Origin of the sequence: Plantactinospora sp. ZYX-F-223 (assembly GCF_039649625.1) — a bacterium.
Lineage (GTDB): Bacteria > Actinomycetota > Actinomycetes > Mycobacteriales > Micromonosporaceae > Plantactinospora.
The window spans coordinates 1-21,172 of the sequence record NZ_JBDJAV010000022.1 but is presented as its reverse complement, the minus strand read 5'-3'; the positions used below and the strand labels follow the sequence as shown (position 1 = coordinate 21,172).

Sequence of the window (21,172 nt, the reverse complement as noted above, 5' to 3'; positions counted from 1 at the left end):
GTCACCCGACGCCCTTCGCGATCTCCATGTCGGACCGCTTGTCGAGCAGCCCGAACAGGTTGCGGTAGAACTCCTCCGCCGCCGGTACGCCGTTCAGCCCGCGCAGCGTCGGGGCGTGCCCGACCAGCACCAGCCCCCGGCGGGCCCGGGTGCAGGCGACGTTGAGCCGGCGGATGTCCTGCAACCAGCGACCGTACCGGGCCGACGGGGTGCCCCGGCCGACGAAGGCCCGGCAGAACGACAGGAAGACGAGGTCGCTCTCCTGGCCCTGGATCTTGTCGATCGCGTCGACCACCTGGAAGTCGAGGGCCCGGAAGTCGTCGAACGCCGGCCCGCCGAGCCGGCCCCTGATCTCGGCGGCCTGCCGGCGATAGAACGTCAGCACGCTGACCGTCACCCGGTCGCCGCCCGACCGTCGCAGCCGCGCCTCCCACGAGCGGCACATCCGGGCGACCAGGTCCGCCTCGAGTTCGTTGACGAAGCCACTGCCGACGGTGCGCTCCTTCGCCCGGCCGCCGTAGACCGAGGTGTCCACCAGTACCACCGGGGTGTTGGTGCCGCCGTACCGCAGCGGGGTCACGTCGGGCCGGTCCGGCGTCAGGTAGTCGCCGCCGTAGACCGGACCCGAGACCAGCGACGCGATCGGCTCGATCATCCGGCGCTGCACCCGCAACCGTTGCCGCAACGCTGGCGGCACACCGGCGACCGAGACCTCGAAGAGGCTGCGCACCAGGTGGTCGCGCATCGCGGTCAGCAGGGTACGTTCGGCGTCCGCACCGTCGGAGCCCAGCCGGCGCCACGCGGCCTCGAAGGTGCGCCGGTACCGCTGCCGCCAGCTCCCCGACTCCCGCAGCCGCTCCGCGGTCGCCAGTACGGTGTCGGTGCGGAACTGGTGCAGTTCCTCGTCCTCGGTCCAGATCGCGGCGAGCTGGTCGACCGCGGCCCGCAGGTCGGCGGCGGCGCCCCGGCCGACCATGTGCAGCGCGGCGAGCGCGTGCAGGTGGTGCTCGTCGGTCGGCTCCACGTACGGCGGGAGCTGGTGCTCGTCGCCGACCAGCACCCAGCGGCGGGCCCGGACCGCCCCGATCAGGAACTCGCTGTCCACCACCCGGCTCGCCTCGTCCACGATCAGCGTGTCGAAGTCGGCGTCGCCGAGATCGCGGTTCACCCCGGTGGTCGTGCAGCAGATCAGGTTCGCCGACCGGCGCAGGTCGGCGTCGACCTGGTCGGCCAGCGACTCCGGGGAGCCGCCGACCAGCCCGGAGAGCGCGAACCAGCGCTGCTCCAGGTGGATCCGCTGCTCGCGCCGGGTCAGCTCGGCGTCGAACCGGTCCCGCCAGCGCCGTACCTCCGGTTCGGGCCGGCCGACCGGGTCCTGGTCGGTCAGCGTCCGTACCCGGTCTCCGGCGCGCCCGGCCTCGGCGCGGGCCGCCTCGGTCTCGGCCTGCCGGCGCTGCACCTCGGCGCCGTGCCATCGCTCCCCGGTGACCCGCTCCGCCTCCAGCGCGGCGGCCCGGGCCCGGGCCGCCTCCCAGCGCCCGGACCAGGACCGCCGGTCGTGGTCGAGCCGGCGGCGTTCCGCCTCGCTCGCCCGGTAGGCCTCGCCCAGCCGGGCCACCTCGTCGGGAGCCTCGAAGAAGACCCGGACCCGGGACCAGAACCGCCGGCTCAGCGGCACCGCCGCGAGTTGCGCGCGCAGCGCCTCGGTCCGGGCTGCCACCGGGGGCAGCGCCGCCGCCAGCCGCTCCAGCGCCGCAGCCGCCTCGACCTCCCCGGCCCGGCTGCCGGCCAGGTCGGCCGCCAGCCGTTCCCGCCAGGCGCGGCGATCGTGCTCCGCCGACCGCAGCGCCTCGGCCCCCGCCCGCCGCCGGGCGTCGGCGGCCAGGAAGGCGTCCACCGCGTCGCGCCGGTCCCGCAGCCGGTCGGCCTCGGCCTGCCAGCGTCCGGCCTGCGAGTTCGCCGGCCGGCGGGCCTGCCGCAGGTACGTCCGGCTGACCTCCTTCGGCAGGTACCGGCGGAGTTCCTTGGCGACCCGGGACTCGTCCCAGGAGATCCGCAGCGCCAGGATCCCCGGCTGGTCGGCGAGCCGGCGCAGCACCTCGTCGACGGCCACGTGCATCGGGGCGAGCAGCAGCACCCGCTCGCCCCGGCCGACGAGTTGGCGCACGACCTCGGTGATCACCGTGGTCTTGCCGGTGCCGGGCGGGCCCTGCACGTGGTAGACGTGCGGGGTACGGACGGCACCGCTCACCGCGGCCCGCTGCTCCGGGTTGAGCCGGTCGTCGAAGTACGCCGGCAGTGGCGGCAACTCCACCGCCGGCAGCCGCTCCGGGGCGCCGAGCAGCAGCGCCAGGTGCTCCCAGTCGCCCTCGACCTGCTCGTCGAGGAACCGGCTCAGCGCGGCGCTGTGCTTGCCGAGCGCGAACCGGCCCTGCTGCTCCAGCCGGACCGGGGTCTGGGGCGCGATCGGCGTACGGGGTGCGGCCAGGGCGAGCATCGGGGCGGCGCCGTCCGGTTCGACCGAGAGCAGCCGCAGCTCCGCCGTTGCCTCCGGGGCGTTTGCCGGCACCGCGTCCCGGTCCGCTGTCGCGTCCGGAGCGCGCACCGTCACGGTACGCCCCTCGGCGAAGGTGGCCGGCTGGTCGAGCCGGAGCCAGAGCACCGGCTGCTCCGCCAGCCGACCCTCGCCGACCACGGTCGCGCTGCCGCGTACCGTGCCCTCGTGAATGCTGCGCTGCTCCAGCAGCTCCAGCATCTGCATCAGCGGCTGGTAGCGGCGCCGGATCCGGGCGTGCAGGTCGCCCCGGGGCCGGGATTGCGCGGCACCGCGGTGCAGCTCGCGGCCGGCCGAGTCCCGCAGCGACCGTCGCCGTTGGACGATCCGCAGCCCCTCGGTGAACGTCTCCAGCAGCTCCGGGAGGTAGCAGTACTCCTCGTCCCAGACCGGCACCAGGCGGACCTTTCCGGGCCGGACCGTCTCGGTGCGACCCAGTCCACGCGCCGGCTTCACCGAGGTGACGTACGCCTGCGGCACCCCGCTGTCCCGGGCGCCGCGGGACTGGGCGTAGACCTCGAACCGGGTACCGGTCAGCCGGTAGTACCGGCCGTCCTTCCCGGTCAACTCCTCGACCAGCAGACCCCCGGCGAGGTCCGCCCGGATCTCTTCGAGGCCGTGCTCGGCGAGCCAGCGGGCCCGTTGCGGGTACGACAGGCACACCTCGGTCTGCTCGGCCTCGCTCGGCGCGAACAGCTCGGGCTCGGTCGCCTGGCAGTACTCGTCGGCCCACGACTGCGGAATGCGGAGCGGTGCCATCCCGGGCACCGTCACCGGTCGTCGCGGAGGAAGCGGAGTTCGACGCAGAGCTCGTCGACGTCGTTCCCGTCCCCGTGCAGCGCCCAGTACGCGGTGAGCAGCCCGGACGCCTCCGCCCGGAGCGACTCGGTGTGCTCGGCCGCGATCGGCTGCGTGCCGTGCGCCAGCACCGACTTGTTCCGGGCCCAGGTCCGGTCGCGCAGCTCGCGCAGCCGCTCCGGGTCGACCAGCCCGGTACGCCGGGCCAGTTCGTCGTCGAGCGAGGCGAGCAGGATGGCGGCGGCGAACAGCGTCAGCTTGTTGGGCGGCCCGGCGGAGGCGGGCGGGGCGAGCGAGCGGGACACCTCGGCGTAGCCGGCCCGGACGGCGGCGGGGTCACCGAGGTGGGACCAGTCGCAGTCGTCCGGGTCGAATCCGGGATAACGGTGCCGCAGCCGCGTGGTCAGGCAGGCCTCGACGGTCCGGTAGAACAGCAGCGCCGCGAAGTCGTGCCGGCCGAGCTGCTGGTAGTGCAGCCCGAGCACGTAGAAGCAGACCACGAAGGCGGTGGCGTCGCCGGCCGCCAACCGGCGGGCGAAGGAGAGCTGCCGGTCGATGGTCGCCGAGGTGTCCGGCCGGAGGTGCCGGCGGCCCTGCCGCAGGCTCTGCTCCACCCCGGCGACCGCGGCCGGCAGCGCGGCCAGGTCGAGGTCGCACCAGGTCCGGTACAGCTCGGCGAGGGCACGCATCAGCCGGGCCCGGCCGGGCACCGCGATCCGTTCGGCGATCTCGTCGTAGCGGCGCCGGGCCGCCTCGAACGCGCCGGACCGGAACATCTCCAGCGCCCGGGCGAGTTCCTGCTCGCCGAAGAGCGTGGTCGGGTTCTCCAGGGAGATGAGCCGGACCTCGCCGTGCCGGAGCTGCCGGGTCACCGGGTCGAACTGGTTCTCGATGTAGGTCAGCCCGAGGTTGAGCTGCCAGGCGGCCAGCGCCGCGGCGGCACTCATCACCTTCCGGCCACCGGTGATGTCGATGACCGCGTGCCGCCCGTCGCGCCCGGCCAGCTCCCGGGCGATCTGCTGGTACATGTCGAGCGGGTCGCTGGCGTCCACCGGTACGTGCCGGAAGTCCTGGTGCCGCAGCCGGTCCGGGCCGACCAGCCGCTGGCCGATCAGGTCCACACTGTCCGGTGCGTCCCGGGAGGTGATCACGACGAGCCGGCTCGGGCGGAGCAACTCGTAGGTGAGCACCGTCGGGGTGGCCGCGAAGCCGCAGAGGCTGATCAGCACCTCGACCTTGCGCCGGGGCAGGTCGCTGGCGGCCCGGGCCCGGGCGACCGCGTCGGCGAGCAGATGGTCGAGATAGTACGCGGTGGCCTGGAGCGCGGGGCTGCCGTCGGCGTACCGCTGCTCGCCGCGTTCGATCCGGCGCATCGTCTCGACCCGTTCGGCGAAGGATCCCGCTTCGTCAGACGGCATGCCTGACCCTATCGAACGGGGTCGCTCACTGCGCGACGATGTGATCCGGCGTGCTGGCCGGTAGACCGCGAGTCGGTCTACCGAGCGCTGCTTGGCCGGCGTGAGGACCAGGGGCCGGGTCTGCTTCTGAAAGGGGTGACCCCGGGTTGGTCAGAAACGTGACAGCGTAGGCGATTCCCAATCGGGCGCCTGACGACAACGTGGTCCAGCTCCGTCCAGGCGACGGACCCGGCGACGGCACCACTTGACGCGTCATAGAGTCGTCCGCGCGCAGACAGAGAACTGCCAGGCGATCCGATCGGTGCTGAACGGCCCGGGCCGGCGCGGTGGACCGGTCAGCGTGGGGTCGACAGGTCCAGGAGCAACTCGTCGAGGACCAACTCCTCCTCGACCCGTACGCCGTGCCGGCGCATGGCCGTGGTCAGCCCGGTATCCCACGTCGCCTCGGCCGGAGTTCCGCGCAGCGACCCTGGCACGCCGGCGTGGACCGCACCCAGGTACGCGGAGGTGTCGTACCGCCACGGCTGCCACGGCACCCGGGCCCGGAGCAGGTTGGCGATCCGCACCCCGCCCCAGTCGAAGTCGCCGTGGTAGCGCAGCTCGCATCCGCCGACCGCCAGGGCGGCGAGCAGGCGCAGCGCCGCGGTCGTCGGCTGGCCGTTGACACAGACCAGCGGCGGGCACGCCCGGCCGAGCCGGTCCGCCGCGGCGGCGAGAACCGTCGGATTCTCACAGACGTGCACGCGGGCCGCGTGGAAGCCGGGTCGCGCGCGAGCGATCTGCCGCAGGGTGAGCACCACCGGTTCGCCGAGGTCGGCAGCGGACGCGGTGAGGGCGTGCAGCCGGCTGCCGGCCACGGCGGGCAGGTTGAGCGCGAGCACGGTCGAGGACAACTCGTCGACGAGTACGCCGACCGCGTCCCACAGCGCGCGCCGCTGCTCCGCGGCGGAGGCGGGCAGCGGTCCGGCCCGCCACCAGGTGGCCCGGACGGCGGAGAGCGCGAGCGTCGAAAGCGGACGGTCGGGGTCGAGCGCGTGCGCGTCGCCGGTGGCGTGCACCGCGAGCCGCGCCAGTGGTACGCCGCCAGCGGGCAGTTCGCCGAGCACGGCAACCAGGTCGGCGGTGAGCCGGGCCGCCGCCTCCGGGGTCCGGCCGAGCCGCCGGAGCAGCGGGAGCGTGCCCGGGTCGGCGTACCAGCCGGACAGCTCTGCCCTGCGCTCGCGCAACGCCGCCAGCGGCGCCTGTGCGGTACGCCAGGCGGCCGCCTCCGCGGCCCGGACGTCCGCGACTACCGCGACTGCTCCACCGAGCAACTCGACCGCGGCGGCCAGGCCCTCGCTGTGCATTCCGCTGCGCCGGACGACGCGGTCGAGTTCGTCGAGGTTGACGGTGAGCGAGGTGCCACGCCCGGGGCGCCGCCCCAGCAGCCGCTCCACCGCCCGTCGCTCATCCTCCGTGGCATGGTCGAGCGAGAGGACGCCGGTGAGGGCCCGGCCGTGGGCCAGCCGGTGACGCAGCCGTTGCACGAGCCGGGCCGTATCCGCCCCGCCGAGTTGGCGGCGCAGTCGCTCCGGGTCGGTCACTCGACAGCCCGCAGGCCCGGCGACTGTTCGTCGGGGCCGGCGGAGGTCGCCGGGTCGCCGGGCTCCGAATCACGCTGCCGGGGCGGCTGCGGTGTGGTACGGGGCAGCAGGTGCCGCTCACGGCCGTCCCACCGCCACGGCGTGACCAGTACGGCGTCGATGCCCTCGTGCCGGGCCAGCTGAGCGATGCCGAGGCCGGGGACCTGCGGGTAGCAGCCCCACTCGCGCTCGCTGGTCATCACCACGTCCAGGTCGAAGGTGGCGAGCAACCCGAGGCATTTGGCCCGGGAGTCGTCGTCGACCCCGGCGAACGCCTCGTCCAGGGCGATCAGCCTCGGGGCGTACGGGTTGCCGGCGGAGCCGTAGTACGACGAGGCCGCCGCGAACAGCGGGATGCTGGCGGCGAGCACCCGTTCGCCGCCGGAGGCGGGGCCGGTCGCCGGACGCCACTGCCCGTCCTGGCGGCGCTGCACGGCGAACTCGTGCCAGGCGCGGTAGTCCAGTGCCCGGGTGAGCTGTTCGGTCCAGGTGGCCGCCTCGTCGCGCAGGCGTTCCCGGTCGATCTGCTGTTGCAGGAACGCGCCGACGGTACGGCGGTCCTCCTCGTTCCACACGTCGGTGCTCTGCCGCAGTTGCCGGGCGCGCAACTCGGCGAGGCCGGCGGGCGCGTCCCGGGTCGGCCGCCACAGCAGGCGCAGCCGCATCCCGGTCGACGTCGGGCGCGCCTCCAGCTCGCTGTTCATGCTCTCGACCTGCCGTTCGGCGCCGGAGATGAGTTCCTGGAGGGCGCCGGCGACCTCGTTGACCAGGTGGGTCTCCAGCACCTCCCGCTCGTGGGCCGAGAGCACCCGTTGCCGTTCCTCGATCTCGCCGACGAGCGCTGCGGCGAGGTCCGCGACCGTACGGGTCTGCCCCTGGAAACCCACCTCCACGATCATCGTTTCTTCCCGTACGGCGGGCAGCACCTGGTGCCCGTGCCGGGAGAGATTGTCGGCGAGCAGCTTGATGTCGACGCTGACCTGCTGTTGCAGGCGTTCCCACCGGGCGTGGTCGGTGTCGACCTCGGCGAGTGACCGGTCGATGCCACGGGCGAGCGCCACCGCCGGGGTGGCGGCCCAGGGCTGCCGTGGATCGGGCACGTCCTGCCCGGGGCAGACCAGGCCGATCAGGCCGGTGCCGGCGAAGGCGCGCAGGGCCTCCACGGCCTCGTCCCGGCCGCGGCTGACCTCGTCGAGTTCCCGTTCGAGCCCGTCCCGCCGGCCGCTGGCGACACCACGCGCGTCACGGGCCGCGCCCTCCTGCTCGCGGGTGCTGCGCTGTGCCTCCGCACACCGGGCCAGTGCCCCGGTCACCTCGCCGATCTGCCGTTGCAGTTCGGCGACGGAGGCTCCGGCGGTCGCGTCGAGCGTATCGAACTCGATCTGGGCCGCGGCGGCCTGCCGCTGGGCCGAGGCGGCCTCCTCGGCGGCCGGTTCGAGCCGGGCCAGCCGCTCCTGGTACGCCCGCCGCGCCTCGCCGTACCGCCGCGCCGTCGTCCATGCGCCGCCCACCGTCGGCCACCACGCGGCGAGCGCCACCCGGTACGCCTGCAACCCCTCGCGTACGTCGGCGAGCTGCTCGGCGGCGTACGGCAGCCCGACGTCACCGGCGAAGTCGGTTGCCTCGGCCAGCGTGGCGGCGGCTACTGCGGCGGCCGCCTCCAGTTCCGTCCGCGCCTCGTCCCGCCGGGCGAGCGTCTCCCGGCGGTGGTCGTAGGCGGCCCGGACGAGGGTGTGCGCCTCGTGCACCGGTTGGTCGGTGGGAAGCGCCTCGGCCTCCTCGACGATCCGTCGGCGTCGCTCGTCGAGCGCGGCGCGCTGCTCGGTGAGGTCGTCCGCCAGCGCCGACAGCTCGGCGGCCTCGTGCCGCAGCCGGCTGACCCGGGCACGTCTCGCCGCCGCCCGGGCCCCGTCGCCGATGTGTTCCGCCGCCGGCTTCGTCCACCGCCCGGCGACGATGCCGGTGCCGTATCGGCCGTTCGGGTCGACCCACGTCACCGCCGACCCGGCGCCGTACCCGATCGCGGCCAGTACGTCGGCCACCTGCCGGTCGGTGAGCGCGGCGGCGCCGGGATCGGCGGCGTCGATGGCCGGCCGGAGCAGGCCGTCGAGGTTCACCGGACCGGAACCGGTCGGTCGCGGCACCGGGTCGCCGGAGACCGGGTCGGTCGGTCGCAGCACCGTGTCGCCGGAGACCGGGTCGCGCAGCGAGCCGTCCGGGTCGAGCCAGGCGTCGAGCACTCCGGCGGCCTCCAGGGCGGCCTCGATGCCGGCCCGGTCGGCGTCCGGCACGCTCTCCGCGAAGTCCACCACCCGCCACAGCGGCGCACCGGGCCGGTCCGCCCGTACCTCCGGCACCCGGGTGTGCGGCGTCGGCGGCGGCTGGTGTACGCCGTCGGCGAGCCGGCGCAACTCCGCGTCGATCTCGTCCAGCCGGTCCCGGGTACGGCGCTGCTCGGCCTCCAGCGCGGCGTCGCGCCGAGCGACCGCCTCGGTCGCCGAGGTGGCGGCCCGGGCGATCTCCCTGGTCGCCGGGTTGTCACCGGCCAGCCCGGAGACCCACTGCTCCAGTTGGGCGAGGACGGCCTCGGGGTCGGAGATCGGCAGCTCGACCAGGCCGGCGAGGTGTTCCCGGACCCGCCGGACCAGCAGGTCGCCCTGCTGTGTCGCGGACGTCTCCGCGTCGGCGATCCGCAGGTCGGCGGCGGCCAGCTCCCCGTCGAGCCGGTCGAGTTCCCGGCGCGCCCGGTCCGCCCGTACCTTCGCGGCGTCGGCCGCCTCGCGCAGCCGGTCGAGGGTACGCAGCGCGGTGGTCCAGGTGTCGACCAGCTCGGCGGCGGCGCGGCTCGCCTCGGTCAGTCCGCCGGTCGCGGTGTGGCCCGCCGTCCCAGGCTCGGCGGTCCCGGTGCGGTCCGCTTCGGCTGGCCCATCGGTGCCCGGACGGTCGGCGGCCTCGGTCGGCTCGCCGGTCGGCCCGGTCGGCAGTGCGGCGACCACCCGGTTACGGTGCCGATCCGCGATCATCGCCCGTTCCGCGCTCTCCGCCACCTCCTGCCGGGCAGCCGTCTCGGCTTCCTCGGCGTGCCGCAGCTCCTCGGTCATCTCGTCGAGGAGGCGGCGGTTGCGGGCGACGTCCGACTCGACGTCGTGCAGATGTTCCCGCTGGCGGCGGGCGAGCCGGGCCCGTTCCTGGGCGATCTCCCGCAGCCGGTGCAGGTGCTCCGCCGTCCGGGCCTCCGGGCTCTCCGCGAGCGCCTGCCGCCGTGCCGCCAAGTCGCGGTTCTGGTGCTCCAACTCGTCGAGGCGGGCCTGCGCCTGCCGGACCCGCTCGTCCGCCTCCGCGTACGCCCGCTGGGCCTCGACGAGGTCGCGGCCGAGGTGCTCGTAGCGGCTGTGCCGTTGGCGTAGCACGCCGGCCTTGCGTTTGGTCGCCACCTGCGCGTACCGCCGGTAGCGGGCCAGGAAGTCGTCGGCGGCACGTTTCGTCTCCGCCAGCTCCCGCAGCGTCTCCCGCTCGTCGTCGAGGCTGCGGAACGCCTCGGCCACCTGGGCGATCAGGTTCTCGTCCAGCGGTGGCAGGGCGTCGCCGAGCGCCCGGGACAGGCTCTTCTCGTCCGGCCGCTTCGACAGCTGTGGCTGGCGTAGCTTGATCAGCAGCGAGATCAGCGCCTCGTACCGGTTGCCGAGCCCGAACAGTGCCTCGTCGACGGCCCGCCGGTAGTCGCCGGCCCGGTCGTAGACCATGCCCGCGCCGCCGAGCGCGTCGCGGAGCCGTTCCCGGGCCAGTGCCGTGCCGGCCGGGGTGAGCAACCGCAGGTCCGGGCCGATCCGTTGACTGGTGACGAAGAACCAGTGCCGGGCGATGCCGCGCCCGGTGACCGCCTTCAGCCCGGCGCCGAGGGTCAGGAAGTGGTACCGGCCGTCGGCGTCCCGGCGGCCGAACTCCAGCCAGGTGTAGCCGAGCCGTTCGGGGTGCGGGTGCCGGCCGCCGAGCAGCAGGTTCCATTCCATCCGCTTGTTCGGGTCGCCGTCCGGCTCCACCCGGTACGGCGCGAGTTCCCCGTCGAGCAGGAACGGCAGGGTCAGCGCCAGCACCTTCGACTTGCCGGTGCCGTTGTTGCCGCGCAGCAGCAGGCTCCCGCCGTGGAAGTGGAACTCCTCCTGGTCGTAGTAGAAGATGTCCACCAGGCCGGCACGCAGCGGCTGCCAGCGCTCCCGCTCGGGCAGGGGCAGTGCCGGGGGCGTGGGCACCGTCACAGCGCGGGTTCCTTCCGTTCGCGGATGGTCGGGTCGGCCAGGGCGTACCGGGCGATCGCCGGACGGGCGACCACGAGCGGGTCGTCGGCCGGCTCGACGGTGATCAGCTTGAGCGCGCGCAGCGCCTCCAGCGCGGTCGCCACCAGGTCGAGCTCGGCGCCCGGGTCGGTCGCGTGCTTGCGCCAGTAGGACCGGTGTTCCCGGGCCAGCGTCCGGGTGTGCCGGTGCAGCTCGCTGACCCGTACGCCCCGGTCGGCCGTGGCGATCCGCTCGGCCAGCAGCAGGGTCAGGTGGCTCTGCATACCCTCCGCGGGCATCCGCACGTCGGTCAGTTCGTCGTCCGGGTCCACCATCGCGATCCCCTCGGCCCGCACCTCCGCGACCAGTCCGGTCAGCTGGGTGATCCGGTTGAGCAGCGCGAAACGCTGACTGGTCAGATAGGCCCGTTCGGGGTCGGAGAGTTCGTCGTAGTAGACCACGGGTTGTTCCAGCAGCAGCCGGGTCAGCCGGTGGCGTAGCGCGCGGTTCCGTGCGTCGTCGAGGTCGAGTACGACCTCCCGGGTCAGCGCGTCCAGCCGCCCGGTCGGGGTCGACTCGGAGATCATCGACGGGCCGCGTGCGGCGGCGAGCAGCCCGGAGACGACCCGGCGGTCCACGTCGTAGAGGACGTCTCCGCTGGCGCCCAGATACGCCTCCTCGTCGCCGGCCACCCGGCGCAGCACCCCCCAGCGCAGCAGCAGCCGGACCACGGCCACCATGTCGGCGCGGCGTTCCCGTCTGTCGAGGGTGAACGTGAACCCGGTGTCCGCCAGCGCCGGCTCGGCGGCGGCCAGCACGATCTCCTCGGCCAGCCGGCCGAGCGTGACCTGACCGTCGGCGCGCTCCAGCGCGGCCAGGGCCAGGCAGGTCAGTACGTACCGCTGCCGGGAGAACGGGGTCTTCGCGCGCGGGTCGCGGGCGGGATGGGTCTCGTCGTACGGGTCGGCGGTGAGCTTCATCAGCCGGATCGTCTGCGCGTCGGCGACGAGTCGCCAGCCGGTCTCGCGTTCGAACCACTCCCGCAGCTCCGAGGCGCACGCCCGGACCAGCCGGAACTCTTCGGTGTCGGTGATACCGGCGACCAGCAGTGGACGGGCGAGCAGGATCCGCGCCGCCTGCCGCAGCCGTACCGCCGGCTCGTCGCCGGCCGAGATCCTGGTTCTTCTCATCGGGCGGCCAGGGCCGGGGCGAGATCGGTGATCTCGATCAGGTGGTCGGGGCCGATGAGCACGCCGTCCCGGGTGACGACGCGTACCGGAGGAGCATGCTCCAGCCGGGCGAGCCGGACCAGCAGCGTGCCGTCGGACGTGGTGGTGACCACCTCGTCGGCGTCCGGTCGCCGCGCGGCGAGCGCGTCGCCGAGCAGTTGCAGGAAGAGCCGGAACTCGGCGCTGTCCAGCTCGCCGAGCTGCGAGAGCATGATCGGGCCGGGGGTGGCGAGCGCCGCCCGAGCCCTCGCCACCTGCGCGGACTGGAGCTCCATCCGCTCGGCGAGGAGCCGCCGCTGCTCGGAACGGTCGATCACCCGGTTCGGGGAGCCCCGCCGCTCGTACGACCCGGTCCGCCGCAGTCGGGGGCTGATCTCCAGCCGCGGTGCCTGGGCCCAGGGTGTCGAGGCGGAGACCGGCTGCTCCTCGGCCAGGGCGAGGCTCTCCGCGGTGGTGCTGAGATGACGTGCGGGGGAGAGCCCGAAGGCGGTGTGCCAGAGCCGGTGCGCGGACTCGTCGTCCGGGGCCTGGGCGAACCAGAGCGCCAGGGTCCGGAAGTCGGCCGAGCGGTCGGATCGGCCGGCCCGCCGTTCGTTGATCGCCGCGACCGTGCCCAGTAGCTGGCGGATCGCACCGATCGCCGCCGACCGCAGCAGCCTGGCCTGCGACTGCCGGCCGCTGTCGGCGCTGACGAACCAGTCGCGCAGGCCCTGCCAGCGCTGCTGCCACGCGGCCAGCGCCTCCCGGGTGGCTCTCTGCCGCGCCTGCTCGTCGGTGTTGTCGACCGGGGCGGCGTCGATCGCCTCGCGCCGCGCCGCCACCGCCAGGAGCGGATCTACGCCCGCCGCCTCGATCTGCCCGGCCAGCGCGGCGATCTCGGCACCACGGTTGGCGAGATCGGCGATGAACCGCTCGATGTACGAGATCAGTTGCTCCTTGTACGCGAGGAAGACCTCCACCTCCGCGTCGGCGAAGTCGACGGTACGGCGTAGCGAGGCCATGAACGCCTGCGCGTTGTCGGCCAGCCCGGTGAACCGGTCGACCAGACTCATCAACAGCAGGTGCGTCTTGGCCGCGTCCGGCGGATCGCCGGCCCCCGCCTCGGTGGCGACGACCAGCAGCGCGCGCAACTGACCCGCGATGTCCGACAGCGCGACCGACTGGAGCGCCCCGCGCCGCGCCACCGACTCCTCGTAGACGGCGATCGCCTGCTCGGCGGCGTGCCCGTGCGGACTGAGCTGGTAGAGGTAGCGGGCCCGGTGGAAGTCCTCGACGGTGGTGACCCGGCCGGTGTCGGGGTCGGCCCGCAGGTTTCCCCACTCGGCGAGCTGGGTCAGGGCGGCGGTGACGGCCTCGGCTGACGTACCGGCGCCGAGTTCGGCGAGTACGTCCTCCGGGCGCAGGTGCACCGTGAAGCGCTGCTTGGCGCGGACGAAGGTCGCCAGGACGGCCCGGTAGAGCGCGACGTTCTGGGCTTGCAGGTGTGCGAAGGGCTGCACGGAGGGCTCGGTCCGGGCGGACATCGAGCCATCATCGCATCGGCGAGGCCGGGCCGGTCGTACCGGCCGGCCCTGGCGTTTCGAGCTGGCCGGTGGCGCTGGCGCTGGTACCTCGTGATCTGTTCAGCCGAGCAGTGCCTCGGTCACGGGCGCGTTGTCGACGAGCAGACGACCTGGGGTATGGCAGGCTGCCCGGTGCCGTTGTAACCCCACCGGTAGCTCTGCTTCGGCGCGATGAACTCGCCGTACCGCTCCGGCACGATGATGTGCCTGCCGTTGGCGTATGTGGTGGTCACGCCCCACGCGGTGGAGAGTGTCCCGCCCTGCAACGTCAGCGTCGCTCGCCAGGTGATCGTCGCATCGCTGGTGTTCGTGATGGTGACGCTCACCGTGAAGCCGTTGCCCCACGAGTTCGTCGTCGTGGTGACCTCGCACAACAACGGATCCGCCGACCCGGTGGCCGGCGCCGCGCTCGCCGGTGCGGCGTGCAGCGCCACGGCGAACACGGTGAGTGCGGCCAGTGCTGCGATGCGTATCCGGAGGGCCATGGGGGCAATATACAGCTATCGATGTGGCGTGGGAATGCGTTCATCGACGCCGGGTGTGGCCCTTGTGTTGCGGGCACAGTTAGTTGTCCTTATAGTTCGACAGGAGTTGATGGCTCGCCGTGTGCCGGTCGGGTCGCCGCCGTCGAGCGCCGGGAGGAATCGTGAGGCGTACCCGCAGATTGCTGCTGTTGGTCGGGCTCGTCGCGGCGGTCGCGGCGGCACCGGTGGCGGTGGTCGCCCAGGCGGCGTCGACCCCGACCGCCTCGTTCGCCAAGGTCTCCGAGTGGGGGTCGGGCTGGGAGGGCCGCTACACCATCACCAACGGCGGTAGCACCGAGATCACCTCGTGGCGGGTGGAGTTCGACCTCCCGGCCGGGACCACCCTCGGCTCCCACTGGAACGCGACGCTGGCCAGCAGCGGCCAGCGGCACACGTTCGGCAACCTCTCCTGGAACGGCCGGATCGCCCCCGGTGCCTCGGTGACCTTCGGCTTCATCGGAAGCGGTACCGGCGCCCCGAACGGCTGCCAGCTCAACGGCCAGCCCTGCGGCGGCGGTACCGGGCCCACCCCGACCCCGACGGTGAGCCCGACCGGGGTACCACCGACGGTGCCGCCGGGCGGGCGCACGCCGGTGGCGGCGAACGGGCAGCTCCGGGTCTGCGGCCGGCAGCTCTGCAACGCCGCCGGCAAGGCGATCCAGTTGCGCGGGATGAGCACGCACGGTCTCCAGTGGTACGCCAACTGCGCCACCCCGGCCTCGCTGGACGTACTCGCCCGGGAGTGGCAGGCCGACGTACTGCGGATCTCGATGTACATCCAGGAGGGCGGCTACGAGACCGACCCGCGTCGCTTCACCGACCTGGTGCACAACTACATCGAGCTGGCCAGCGCCCGGGGCATGTACGCCATCGTGGACTGGCACATGCTCACCCCCGGCGACCCCAACCACAACCTGGAGCGGGCGCGTACCTTCTTCGCGGAGATCGCCGATCGACACCGGGCCAAGAACAACGTGATCTACGAGATCGCGAACGAGCCGAACGGGGTGGCCTGGAGCGCCATCAAGAGCTACGCCGACCAGATCATCCCGGTGATCCGTACCCGGGACGCCGACGCGGTGGTGCTGGTCGGTACCCCCGACTGGTCGTCGTTGGGCGCCTCCGGCGAGGGCGGCGGCGCGGACGTCATCGCCGCCAACCCGGTGAGCGCCGGCAACGTGATGTACGTCTTCCACTTCTACGCCGCCTCGCACGACGACTACTACCTCGACACGGTGACCCGGGCGGCGGACCTGTTGCCGCTCTTCGTCACGGAGTTCGGCACCCAGGACTACTCCGGGGACGGCCCCAACGACTTCACGATGGCCCAGCGCTACCTGGACCTCTTCGCCAGCCGGAAGATCAGTTGGGTGAACTGGAACTTCTCCGACGACTTCCGCTCGGGCGCGGTCTTCACCACCGGCACCTGCGCGGCCGGCGCGTTCGGCGGTACCACTCGGCTCAAGGAGGCGGGCGTCTGGGTCCGCAGCCGGATCAACACTCCCGACGACTTCTGACACGGTCGCCCGCATCGACTACGGTGGCGGTGTGTCCGAGCAGAGACGTGAGCCGACCGAGGCGGACGGCCCGCTGTTCCGGGCGGCGTACGAGCGGGCAGGTGAGATCGACGACGCGCCGGACTCCGGCGGGCGCCGCCGGGGGTGGGGCGGCTTCCTACGGGCCGCCGCGGTCGCGCTGGCCGAGGGATTTCTCCGGGAAACCTTCGTCTGGGGCGCGGTCCTCTTCTCTCTCCTGGCCGCCGTGTTCGGGGCGACCGGCGGGGACATCGCCTGGATGGTGCCGATGATCGGCTCCGGGGTCGCCGGTATCGCGCTGGTGTTCTGGTCGATCGCCCGGCGCTGGTCGTTCGGTCGCCAGTGGCTTGTCCTGCTGGGCGTCGTCGCCGTCCAGATCGTCCTGGTCGTGACGTTCTGGCGGACCCACTGACGCCTGCCGGCGAGGTCCGGTGACAGGTTGTAGCGCGGCGGACCCGATGGCACAATCCACCATGGCCGATCGCGGGGCGGATGGTACCCGGGGCGGACACGTGGAGTCGGGGGAGGTCTGTCGTGACGGCTGTCTCAGTTGAACTTTCCGACCTGCGGGGCTGGGCCCAGCAGGTCGGACGGGTGTCCACGGACATGGGCTCGGCCCGGGAATACGCCGCCGGGCAGATCGCCGACGCCGACTTCGGCCGGATCCTGGAGCTCATCACCGGCCCGTACGCCGCCATGATCCCGAAGTTTCACAATGTGCTGTCCGAGGACAGTCTCCGGCTCGGCAAGACGCGGGACGGGCTCAACTCCTCCGCCGCCGCGTACCGGGAGGCCGACGAGCGGTCGAGTGGCCGGCTGACCAGGCTGGCCGGTGGGCAGACCGGGCTCATCACCGACGACGGTGAGGCCAACGGGTTCAACGATCCCGGTTCGCCGGCCGGTGCTCTGGTCGCACCGGGAGGCGGTGGCGCCGGCATGCCGGACCTGCCGGAGGTCTCCTTCGGCTTCGTCTTCGACAAGGTCTGCGACCTCGTGGTCTGGGTCGGCGGTCCGGACCCGCGCGAGAAGGTCACCCGCTGGCTCGCCGGTGATATCGACAAGGCCGCCCGGCACGTCGAGGCGTGGCGGGCGGTAGCCCAGTGTCTCGATCTCGCGCAGGCGAACCTGGCCTCGGGTCGGCAGGCGATCACCAGGACCTGGAGCGGGGACGCGGCCAGCGCGGCGACCGCCCACGTGGACCGGTGGAGTTCCAGCCTGACCGAGCAGGCGGGTGCGATGCGGAAGATGGGCGACCACCTCTGGGACATGATCGACCATGCGGTGAAGATGGCCCAGGTGGTGGTCGACATCATCAGGACCCTGGTCAGCCTGGTCAGCGCGGCGCTGTCGAACGCCGCGATCCCCGCCTACGGGCAGTGGAAGCTGATCCAGACGGTCAAGGAGGGGATCACGATGGTCTGGAAGGCCATCAAGGTCGTCCAGGTCTTCCTGAACGCGCTGACCATGCTGATCAGCACCATCGAACTCTGCGTCGACTACTTCAGCGTCGCGAAGCTGCCGCCCGCCCCGGTGACCGGCCCGGTCCCGGCGATGGGTGCGGTATGACCTCGCCCGACTTCGCCTACATCGAGCAGCGGATGCGGGCCGCAACGGCCGAGCTGCGCGAGGCGATGGAGTCCGCGTTGCAGGAGATGCTCCGGTTCCAGCGGGAGAACCGGCCGACCGAGGAAGAACGCCGGGCCCTCCAGGAGGCCGCGCTGCGCGGTGATCTCGGCGACGACATGCGTACTCTGGCCCGGCTGGTGGAGGCCGGCGAGGAGGACTGGGACCGGATCTACTCCGGCGAGTCACCCAACGCCGGGTTGCTGCGCGGGCATCTCGACCGGATGGTCGCGGAACACCGGGACGACATCGTCCGGGCGATCGAGGAGGACGAGGAGTTCGACCCGATGGACCCGGAGAGCCGGCCCAGCAGGTAGCCCGCCGGCCCGGCCCGGCCCGACCCGAATTGATCGACCCGTACGGATCGGGAGCGGCGCGGCGCCGTGCCCCCGGAAAGCCCTTCCCTCCCTGGCTTCCGGAAGTCTTGACAGCTCAGCGAGGCGGCGGCTAGCTTCGGAGAAGCGGCGATCTTGAAACGATTCACCCATGTCCGGCGCCGTCCCGTCGACGCTGTCGTCCGCCTCCGTACCCCTCGCCGCCGTACCGCTCGCCGCACCATCCGATTCGCCGACACCACCCCGGGGGCCCGTCCCTGGCCACCCCCTGGCGGAAGGAACGCACCGATGCGTCGTACCGCACCATCCGATATCCCACCCCGCCGCCGGTCGCCCCGCCGCGCCGTCGCGCTGCTCGCCGCCGTACCGCTGGTGATGGCGGGGCCGCTGCCTCCGGCGGCCGCCCAGGCGAAGGCCCCGAAGGGCAAGCCCATGCTGCGCCAGCTCGAACACCTCGACCGGGGACTGGTCGCGGTGAAGGTGCCCGAGGGGGTCTACCTGAGCTGGCGTTTTCTCGGTGACGAGCCGGACGACGTCCGGTACCGGATCTATCGGGACGGCACGGTGCTGACCACTGTCTCCGGGGCCAGCAACTACACCGACACCGACGGCACCGCCAGCTCCGCCTACCGGGTGGCGGCGATCGTGCACGGGGTGACCCGGCCACTGTCGCCGGCCACCACCCCGCTGGCCCAGCAGTACCGGGACATCCCGCTGCAACGGCCGGCGGCCGCGCCGTACCCGCTGGTCCAGACCTATCCGACCAGCACCACCGGCAAGCAGTTCGAGCCGGTCGACATGGAGTTGCTGCGCCGGATCCGGACCGCGCACGCCAACCGGCACGGCATCACCGAGGCCGAGTTCGCCGCGCTGATCAGCCCGTTCCGGACCTACTTCGCCGATCCGGAGTGGGCCCCGCGCAACCCGTTCGGCACCCGGGCCACGCACGTCTCGGGGGACCGCTACCGGATCAGCGACAGGCTCTTCGCCGAGCTGGATCGGGCCTTCACCCGGTACGTCGACGAACTCGACCGGGGCAAGAAGCTGCCCTGGCAGCGCAACGCCGACGGGTCGATCCGGACCACCATGGCCGAGTACACCCCCGGGGACGCCACCGTCGGCGACCTGGACGGCGACGGCGGCTACGAGCTGATCCTCAAGTGGGACCCGGCCGGGGCCAAGGACTCCTCGCAATCCGGCTTCACCGCACCGGCGATCGTGGACGCCTACAAGCTGGACGGCACGCTGCTCTGGCGGATCAACGTCGGCTACAACATCCGGGCCGGCGCACACGACACCCAGCTCACCGTGGCCGACTTCGACGGCGACGGGCGGGCGGAACTGATCATGAAGACCGCCGACGGCACCACCAGCGGCACCGTCGCGGCGGACGGAAGCTATCGGGTCCGGGACACCATCGGCCGCGAGCAGGCCACCGCCGAGAAGTTCGCCGGCTACTTCGCCACCGGCGACGAGGCCGCGCTCGACCGGTACTACGACGCGATGAACGGCTACAACGTGAGCTGGATCCTGCCCGGGGGCAACACGCCGCCGGAGCAGAACGTCCGGCAGTGGGGCAAGGTCTACACCTACGGGCCGATCGGCACCAGCGACGAGTACCTGACCGCCTTCGACGGGCGTACCGGCCGGGTCGTCGACACCGTCGACTACGCCTTCCCGTACGGGGCGCCGAACTGGGGTGCCGCGCCGGTCGACCACCGGGGCGCGAACTTCCAGGGCGCGGTACGCGACGGCTCCGGCCCGGGTGAGCAGGTACCGGTGGACCCGAGCGAGATCCCGGACCCGTACTGGACCGACCCGGACACCCGGTGGGGCTACTACCCGTGGGGCGACCACCAGGGCAACCGGGCCAACCGGTTCCTGACCGCCGTCGCCTACCTGGACGGCAAGCGGCCGAGCGCGATCATGGCGCGCGGCTACTACGCCCGGACCACGGTGGCCGCGTACACGCTGCGCAACGGCGAGCTGGTGCTCGGCCGGACCTTCGACTCGGCCACGCTGCCCGACCCGCACCTCGGTGAGGACCGGGGCATGCACTCGCTGATGACCTCCGACGTCGACAACGACGGCCGGGACGAGATCGTCTACGGCGCGATGATCCTGGACGAGAACCTGCGGCTGAGCACCGTGGCGGGGACCTGGTTCCCGTACCCGGTGCCGCCGGTCAACGTCGACCTGACCCCGCAGATCACGGCACCGGACGCCGACGACCGGTTCATCCACCTGGCGCACGGCGACGCGTACCACGTCGGCGACTTCGACCCGGCGCGGCCCGGCACCGAGGTCTTCCTGGTCCAGGAGCAGGCGGCCGGGCTTGACTCGGTCGGGCGGGACGGCAAGACCGGCCTCGGCTACCGGCCCGGCGCCGCCGTCTACGACCCGGAGACCGGCGAGGTGACCGCCGCGATGTACGGCGGCGGCGACAACGAGCGCGGTGCCGCCGGCAACATCGACCCGAACAACCCCGGTGCGGAGTACTGGAGCGGCGGCCGGGTCTACAGCGCGGTCACCGGTGAGCAGCTCTACGGCTCCGGCAACCTGCCGGCGAACTTCCTCGTCTACTGGGACGGCGACCTGACCCGGGAACTGCTGACCGACAACGTCATCTCCAAGGCGAACACCGACTACGGCAGCCGGCCGGCGACGGTGAACAAGACCGACCTGCTGGTCGCCCCGGGCGCCTCGGCGGTCCGGGACGGCGGCAAGGGCAGTCCGATCGTCTCCGCCGACCTGTACGGCGACTGGCGCGAGGAGGTCGTCTGGCGGGTGGGCACCTCGGCCCTGCGGATCTACACCACGGTCATCCCGACCGAGCACAAGATCCGCACCCTGATGCACGACCCGCAGTACCGCAACCAGGTCGCCTCGGAGAACGTGGTCTACAACCAGCCACCGCACCCGAGCTTCTTCCTCGACCCCGCCGCACCGCTCCCGCCCCGCCGCACCGACATCGACGTCACGGCGAAGCACTAGCCCGACTGTGTGGTCTGTTACTACCCCCGGCGAGGTGGTAACAGACCACACTCGTCTGGTCGATACTCGCGGTAGCGAGCCGAGGAGGAGACCAGTGCCGAGGAGCCACGACTACCGGTTGACCGTCACCTGGACCGGAGCCGGCGAGGCCGGCACGGTCAACTACCGCGACTACGGCCGGGACCACCGGGTCACCGCCGACGGTCCGGCACCGCTGCTCGGCTCCGCCGACCCGACGTTCCGGGGCGACCCGGCCCGGTGGAACCCGGAGCAGTTGCTGGTCGCCGCGCTGGCCCAGTGCCACATGCTGTCGTACCTGAGCCTCTGTGCCCGGGGCCGGGTGGTGGTCACCGGGTACGTCGACGAGGCGGTCGGCACGATGGCCGAGAGCGGGGACGGCGGCGGCGCGTTCACCGAGGTCGTCCTCCGGCCCCGGGTGACCGTTGCCGCGCCGGAGATGGTGGACCGGGCGACCGAGCTGCACGAGCAGGCACACAAGCTCTGCTTCATCGCCAGCTCGGTCAACTTCCCGGTACGCCACGAACCGGTCGTCGAGGTCGCGCCGCCCACCTGAGCATCGCCACCAGCTTCGGCTGGCGGGGACGAGAGCGCGGGCCGGGTCGGCCAGGGTCAGGCCGGCACCCGGTCCGCGCCGACCACCGCCAGCCGGCGGGAATTCTGCACCGCCATCGTCTGGACGTCCC

13 protein-coding genes are annotated in these 21,172 nt (G+C 72.8%); 6 read left to right on the top strand and 7 right to left on the bottom strand.

The annotated features are described in order from the left end of the window. Position 1: 1 nt before the first annotated feature. From AAH979_RS22255 to AAH979_RS22225, 7 genes are all read right to left on the bottom strand, one after another. Positions 2–3,313 (bottom strand): AAA domain-containing protein, encoded by a 3,312-nt coding sequence (locus AAH979_RS22255; protein WP_346260050.1) that lies wholly within the window; start codon positions 3,311–3,313, stop codon positions 2–4. 11 nt (positions 3,314–3,324) lie between these two features. Beyond that, a complete protein-coding gene (locus AAH979_RS22250) occupies positions 3,325–4,770 on the bottom strand; it encodes a TIGR02710 family CRISPR-associated CARF protein (protein ID WP_346260049.1) in 1,446 nt (481 codons plus the stop codon). A gap of 335 nt (positions 4,771–5,105) precedes the next feature. Then, positions 5,106–6,353 carry a TIGR02679 family protein gene (locus tag AAH979_RS22245; RefSeq protein ID WP_346260048.1) on the bottom strand — a complete coding sequence of 416 codons (1,248 nt, stop codon included), beginning with the start codon at positions 6,351–6,353 and terminating at the stop codon, positions 5,106–5,108. Further along, a complete protein-coding gene (locus tag AAH979_RS22240; RefSeq protein ID WP_346260047.1) occupies positions 6,350–10,648 on the bottom strand; it encodes a TIGR02680 family protein in 4,299 nt (1,432 codons plus the stop codon). The genes AAH979_RS22245 and AAH979_RS22240 overlap by 4 nt, the downstream gene beginning before the upstream one ends. After that, positions 10,645–11,856, bottom strand: coding sequence for a TIGR02678 family protein (locus AAH979_RS22235; RefSeq protein ID WP_346260046.1), 1,212 nt, complete (start codon positions 11,854–11,856; stop codon positions 10,645–10,647). Before AAH979_RS22235 ends, AAH979_RS22240 begins: the two co-directional genes overlap by 4 nt. Continuing rightward, entirely contained in the window at positions 11,853–13,418 is a 1,566-nt protein-coding gene (locus AAH979_RS22230; protein ID WP_346260045.1) for a TIGR02677 family protein, read from the bottom strand. Before AAH979_RS22230 ends, AAH979_RS22235 begins: the two co-directional genes overlap by 4 nt. Before the next feature lie 119 nt (positions 13,419–13,537). Beyond that, the gene (locus tag AAH979_RS22225; RefSeq protein ID WP_346260044.1) at positions 13,538–13,942 is read right to left on the bottom strand and encodes a cellulose binding domain-containing protein; all 405 of its coding nucleotides are present in this window, start codon (positions 13,940–13,942) and stop codon (positions 13,538–13,540) included. A gap of 161 nt (positions 13,943–14,103) precedes the next feature. Here AAH979_RS22225 and AAH979_RS22220 point away from each other — a divergent pair, with 161 nt between their 5' ends. The 6 genes from AAH979_RS22220 to AAH979_RS22195 all read left to right on the top strand — a co-directional run bounded on the left by AAH979_RS22220 (position 14,104) and on the right by AAH979_RS22195 (position 21,042). Beyond that, positions 14,104–15,498 (top strand): cellulase family glycosylhydrolase, encoded by a 1,395-nt coding sequence (locus AAH979_RS22220; RefSeq protein WP_346260043.1) that lies wholly within the window; start codon positions 14,104–14,106, stop codon positions 15,496–15,498. Positions 15,499–15,529: 31 nt separating this feature from the next. Continuing rightward, complete coding sequence (locus AAH979_RS22215) at positions 15,530–15,928, top strand: hypothetical protein (RefSeq protein WP_346260042.1); 399 nt, start codon at positions 15,530–15,532, stop codon at positions 15,926–15,928. A gap of 122 nt (positions 15,929–16,050) precedes the next feature. Continuing rightward, positions 16,051–17,082, top strand: a complete 1,032-nt coding sequence (locus AAH979_RS22210) for a hypothetical protein (protein WP_346260041.1) — start codon at positions 16,051–16,053, stop codon at positions 17,080–17,082. Then, complete coding sequence (locus tag AAH979_RS22205; RefSeq protein ID WP_346260040.1) at positions 17,079–17,456, top strand: hypothetical protein; 378 nt, start codon at positions 17,079–17,081, stop codon at positions 17,454–17,456. The genes AAH979_RS22210 and AAH979_RS22205 overlap by 4 nt, the downstream gene beginning before the upstream one ends. Positions 17,457–17,762: 306 nt before the next feature. Then, positions 17,763–20,468, top strand: a complete 2,706-nt coding sequence (locus tag AAH979_RS22200; protein WP_346260039.1) for a hypothetical protein — start codon at positions 17,763–17,765, stop codon at positions 20,466–20,468. 94 nt (positions 20,469–20,562) lie between these two features. Next, positions 20,563–21,042 carry an OsmC family protein gene (locus tag AAH979_RS22195; RefSeq protein ID WP_346260038.1) on the top strand — a complete coding sequence of 160 codons (480 nt, stop codon included), beginning with the start codon at positions 20,563–20,565 and terminating at the stop codon, positions 21,040–21,042. Positions 21,043–21,172 lie beyond the last annotated feature (130 nt).

Coding starts and splice junctions, on each gene's coding strand:
- AAH979_RS22225 (WP_346260044.1), bottom strand. CDS start 13,942: ATGGCCCTCCGGATACGCATCGCAGCACTGGCCGCACTCACCGTGTTC.
- AAH979_RS22200 (WP_346260039.1), top strand. CDS start 17,763: ATGCGTCGTACCGCACCATCCGATATCCCACCCCGCCGCCGGTCGCCC.
- AAH979_RS22205 (WP_346260040.1), top strand. CDS start 17,079: ATGACCTCGCCCGACTTCGCCTACATCGAGCAGCGGATGCGGGCCGCA.
- AAH979_RS22235 (WP_346260046.1), bottom strand. CDS start 11,856: ATGAGAAGAACCAGGATCTCGGCCGGCGACGAGCCGGCGGTACGGCTG.
- AAH979_RS22255 (WP_346260050.1), bottom strand. CDS start 3,313: ATGGCACCGCTCCGCATTCCGCAGTCGTGGGCCGACGAGTACTGCCAG.
- AAH979_RS22250 (WP_346260049.1), bottom strand. CDS start 4,770: ATGCCGTCTGACGAAGCGGGATCCTTCGCCGAACGGGTCGAGACGATG.
- AAH979_RS22230 (WP_346260045.1), bottom strand. CDS start 13,418: ATGTCCGCCCGGACCGAGCCCTCCGTGCAGCCCTTCGCACACCTGCAA.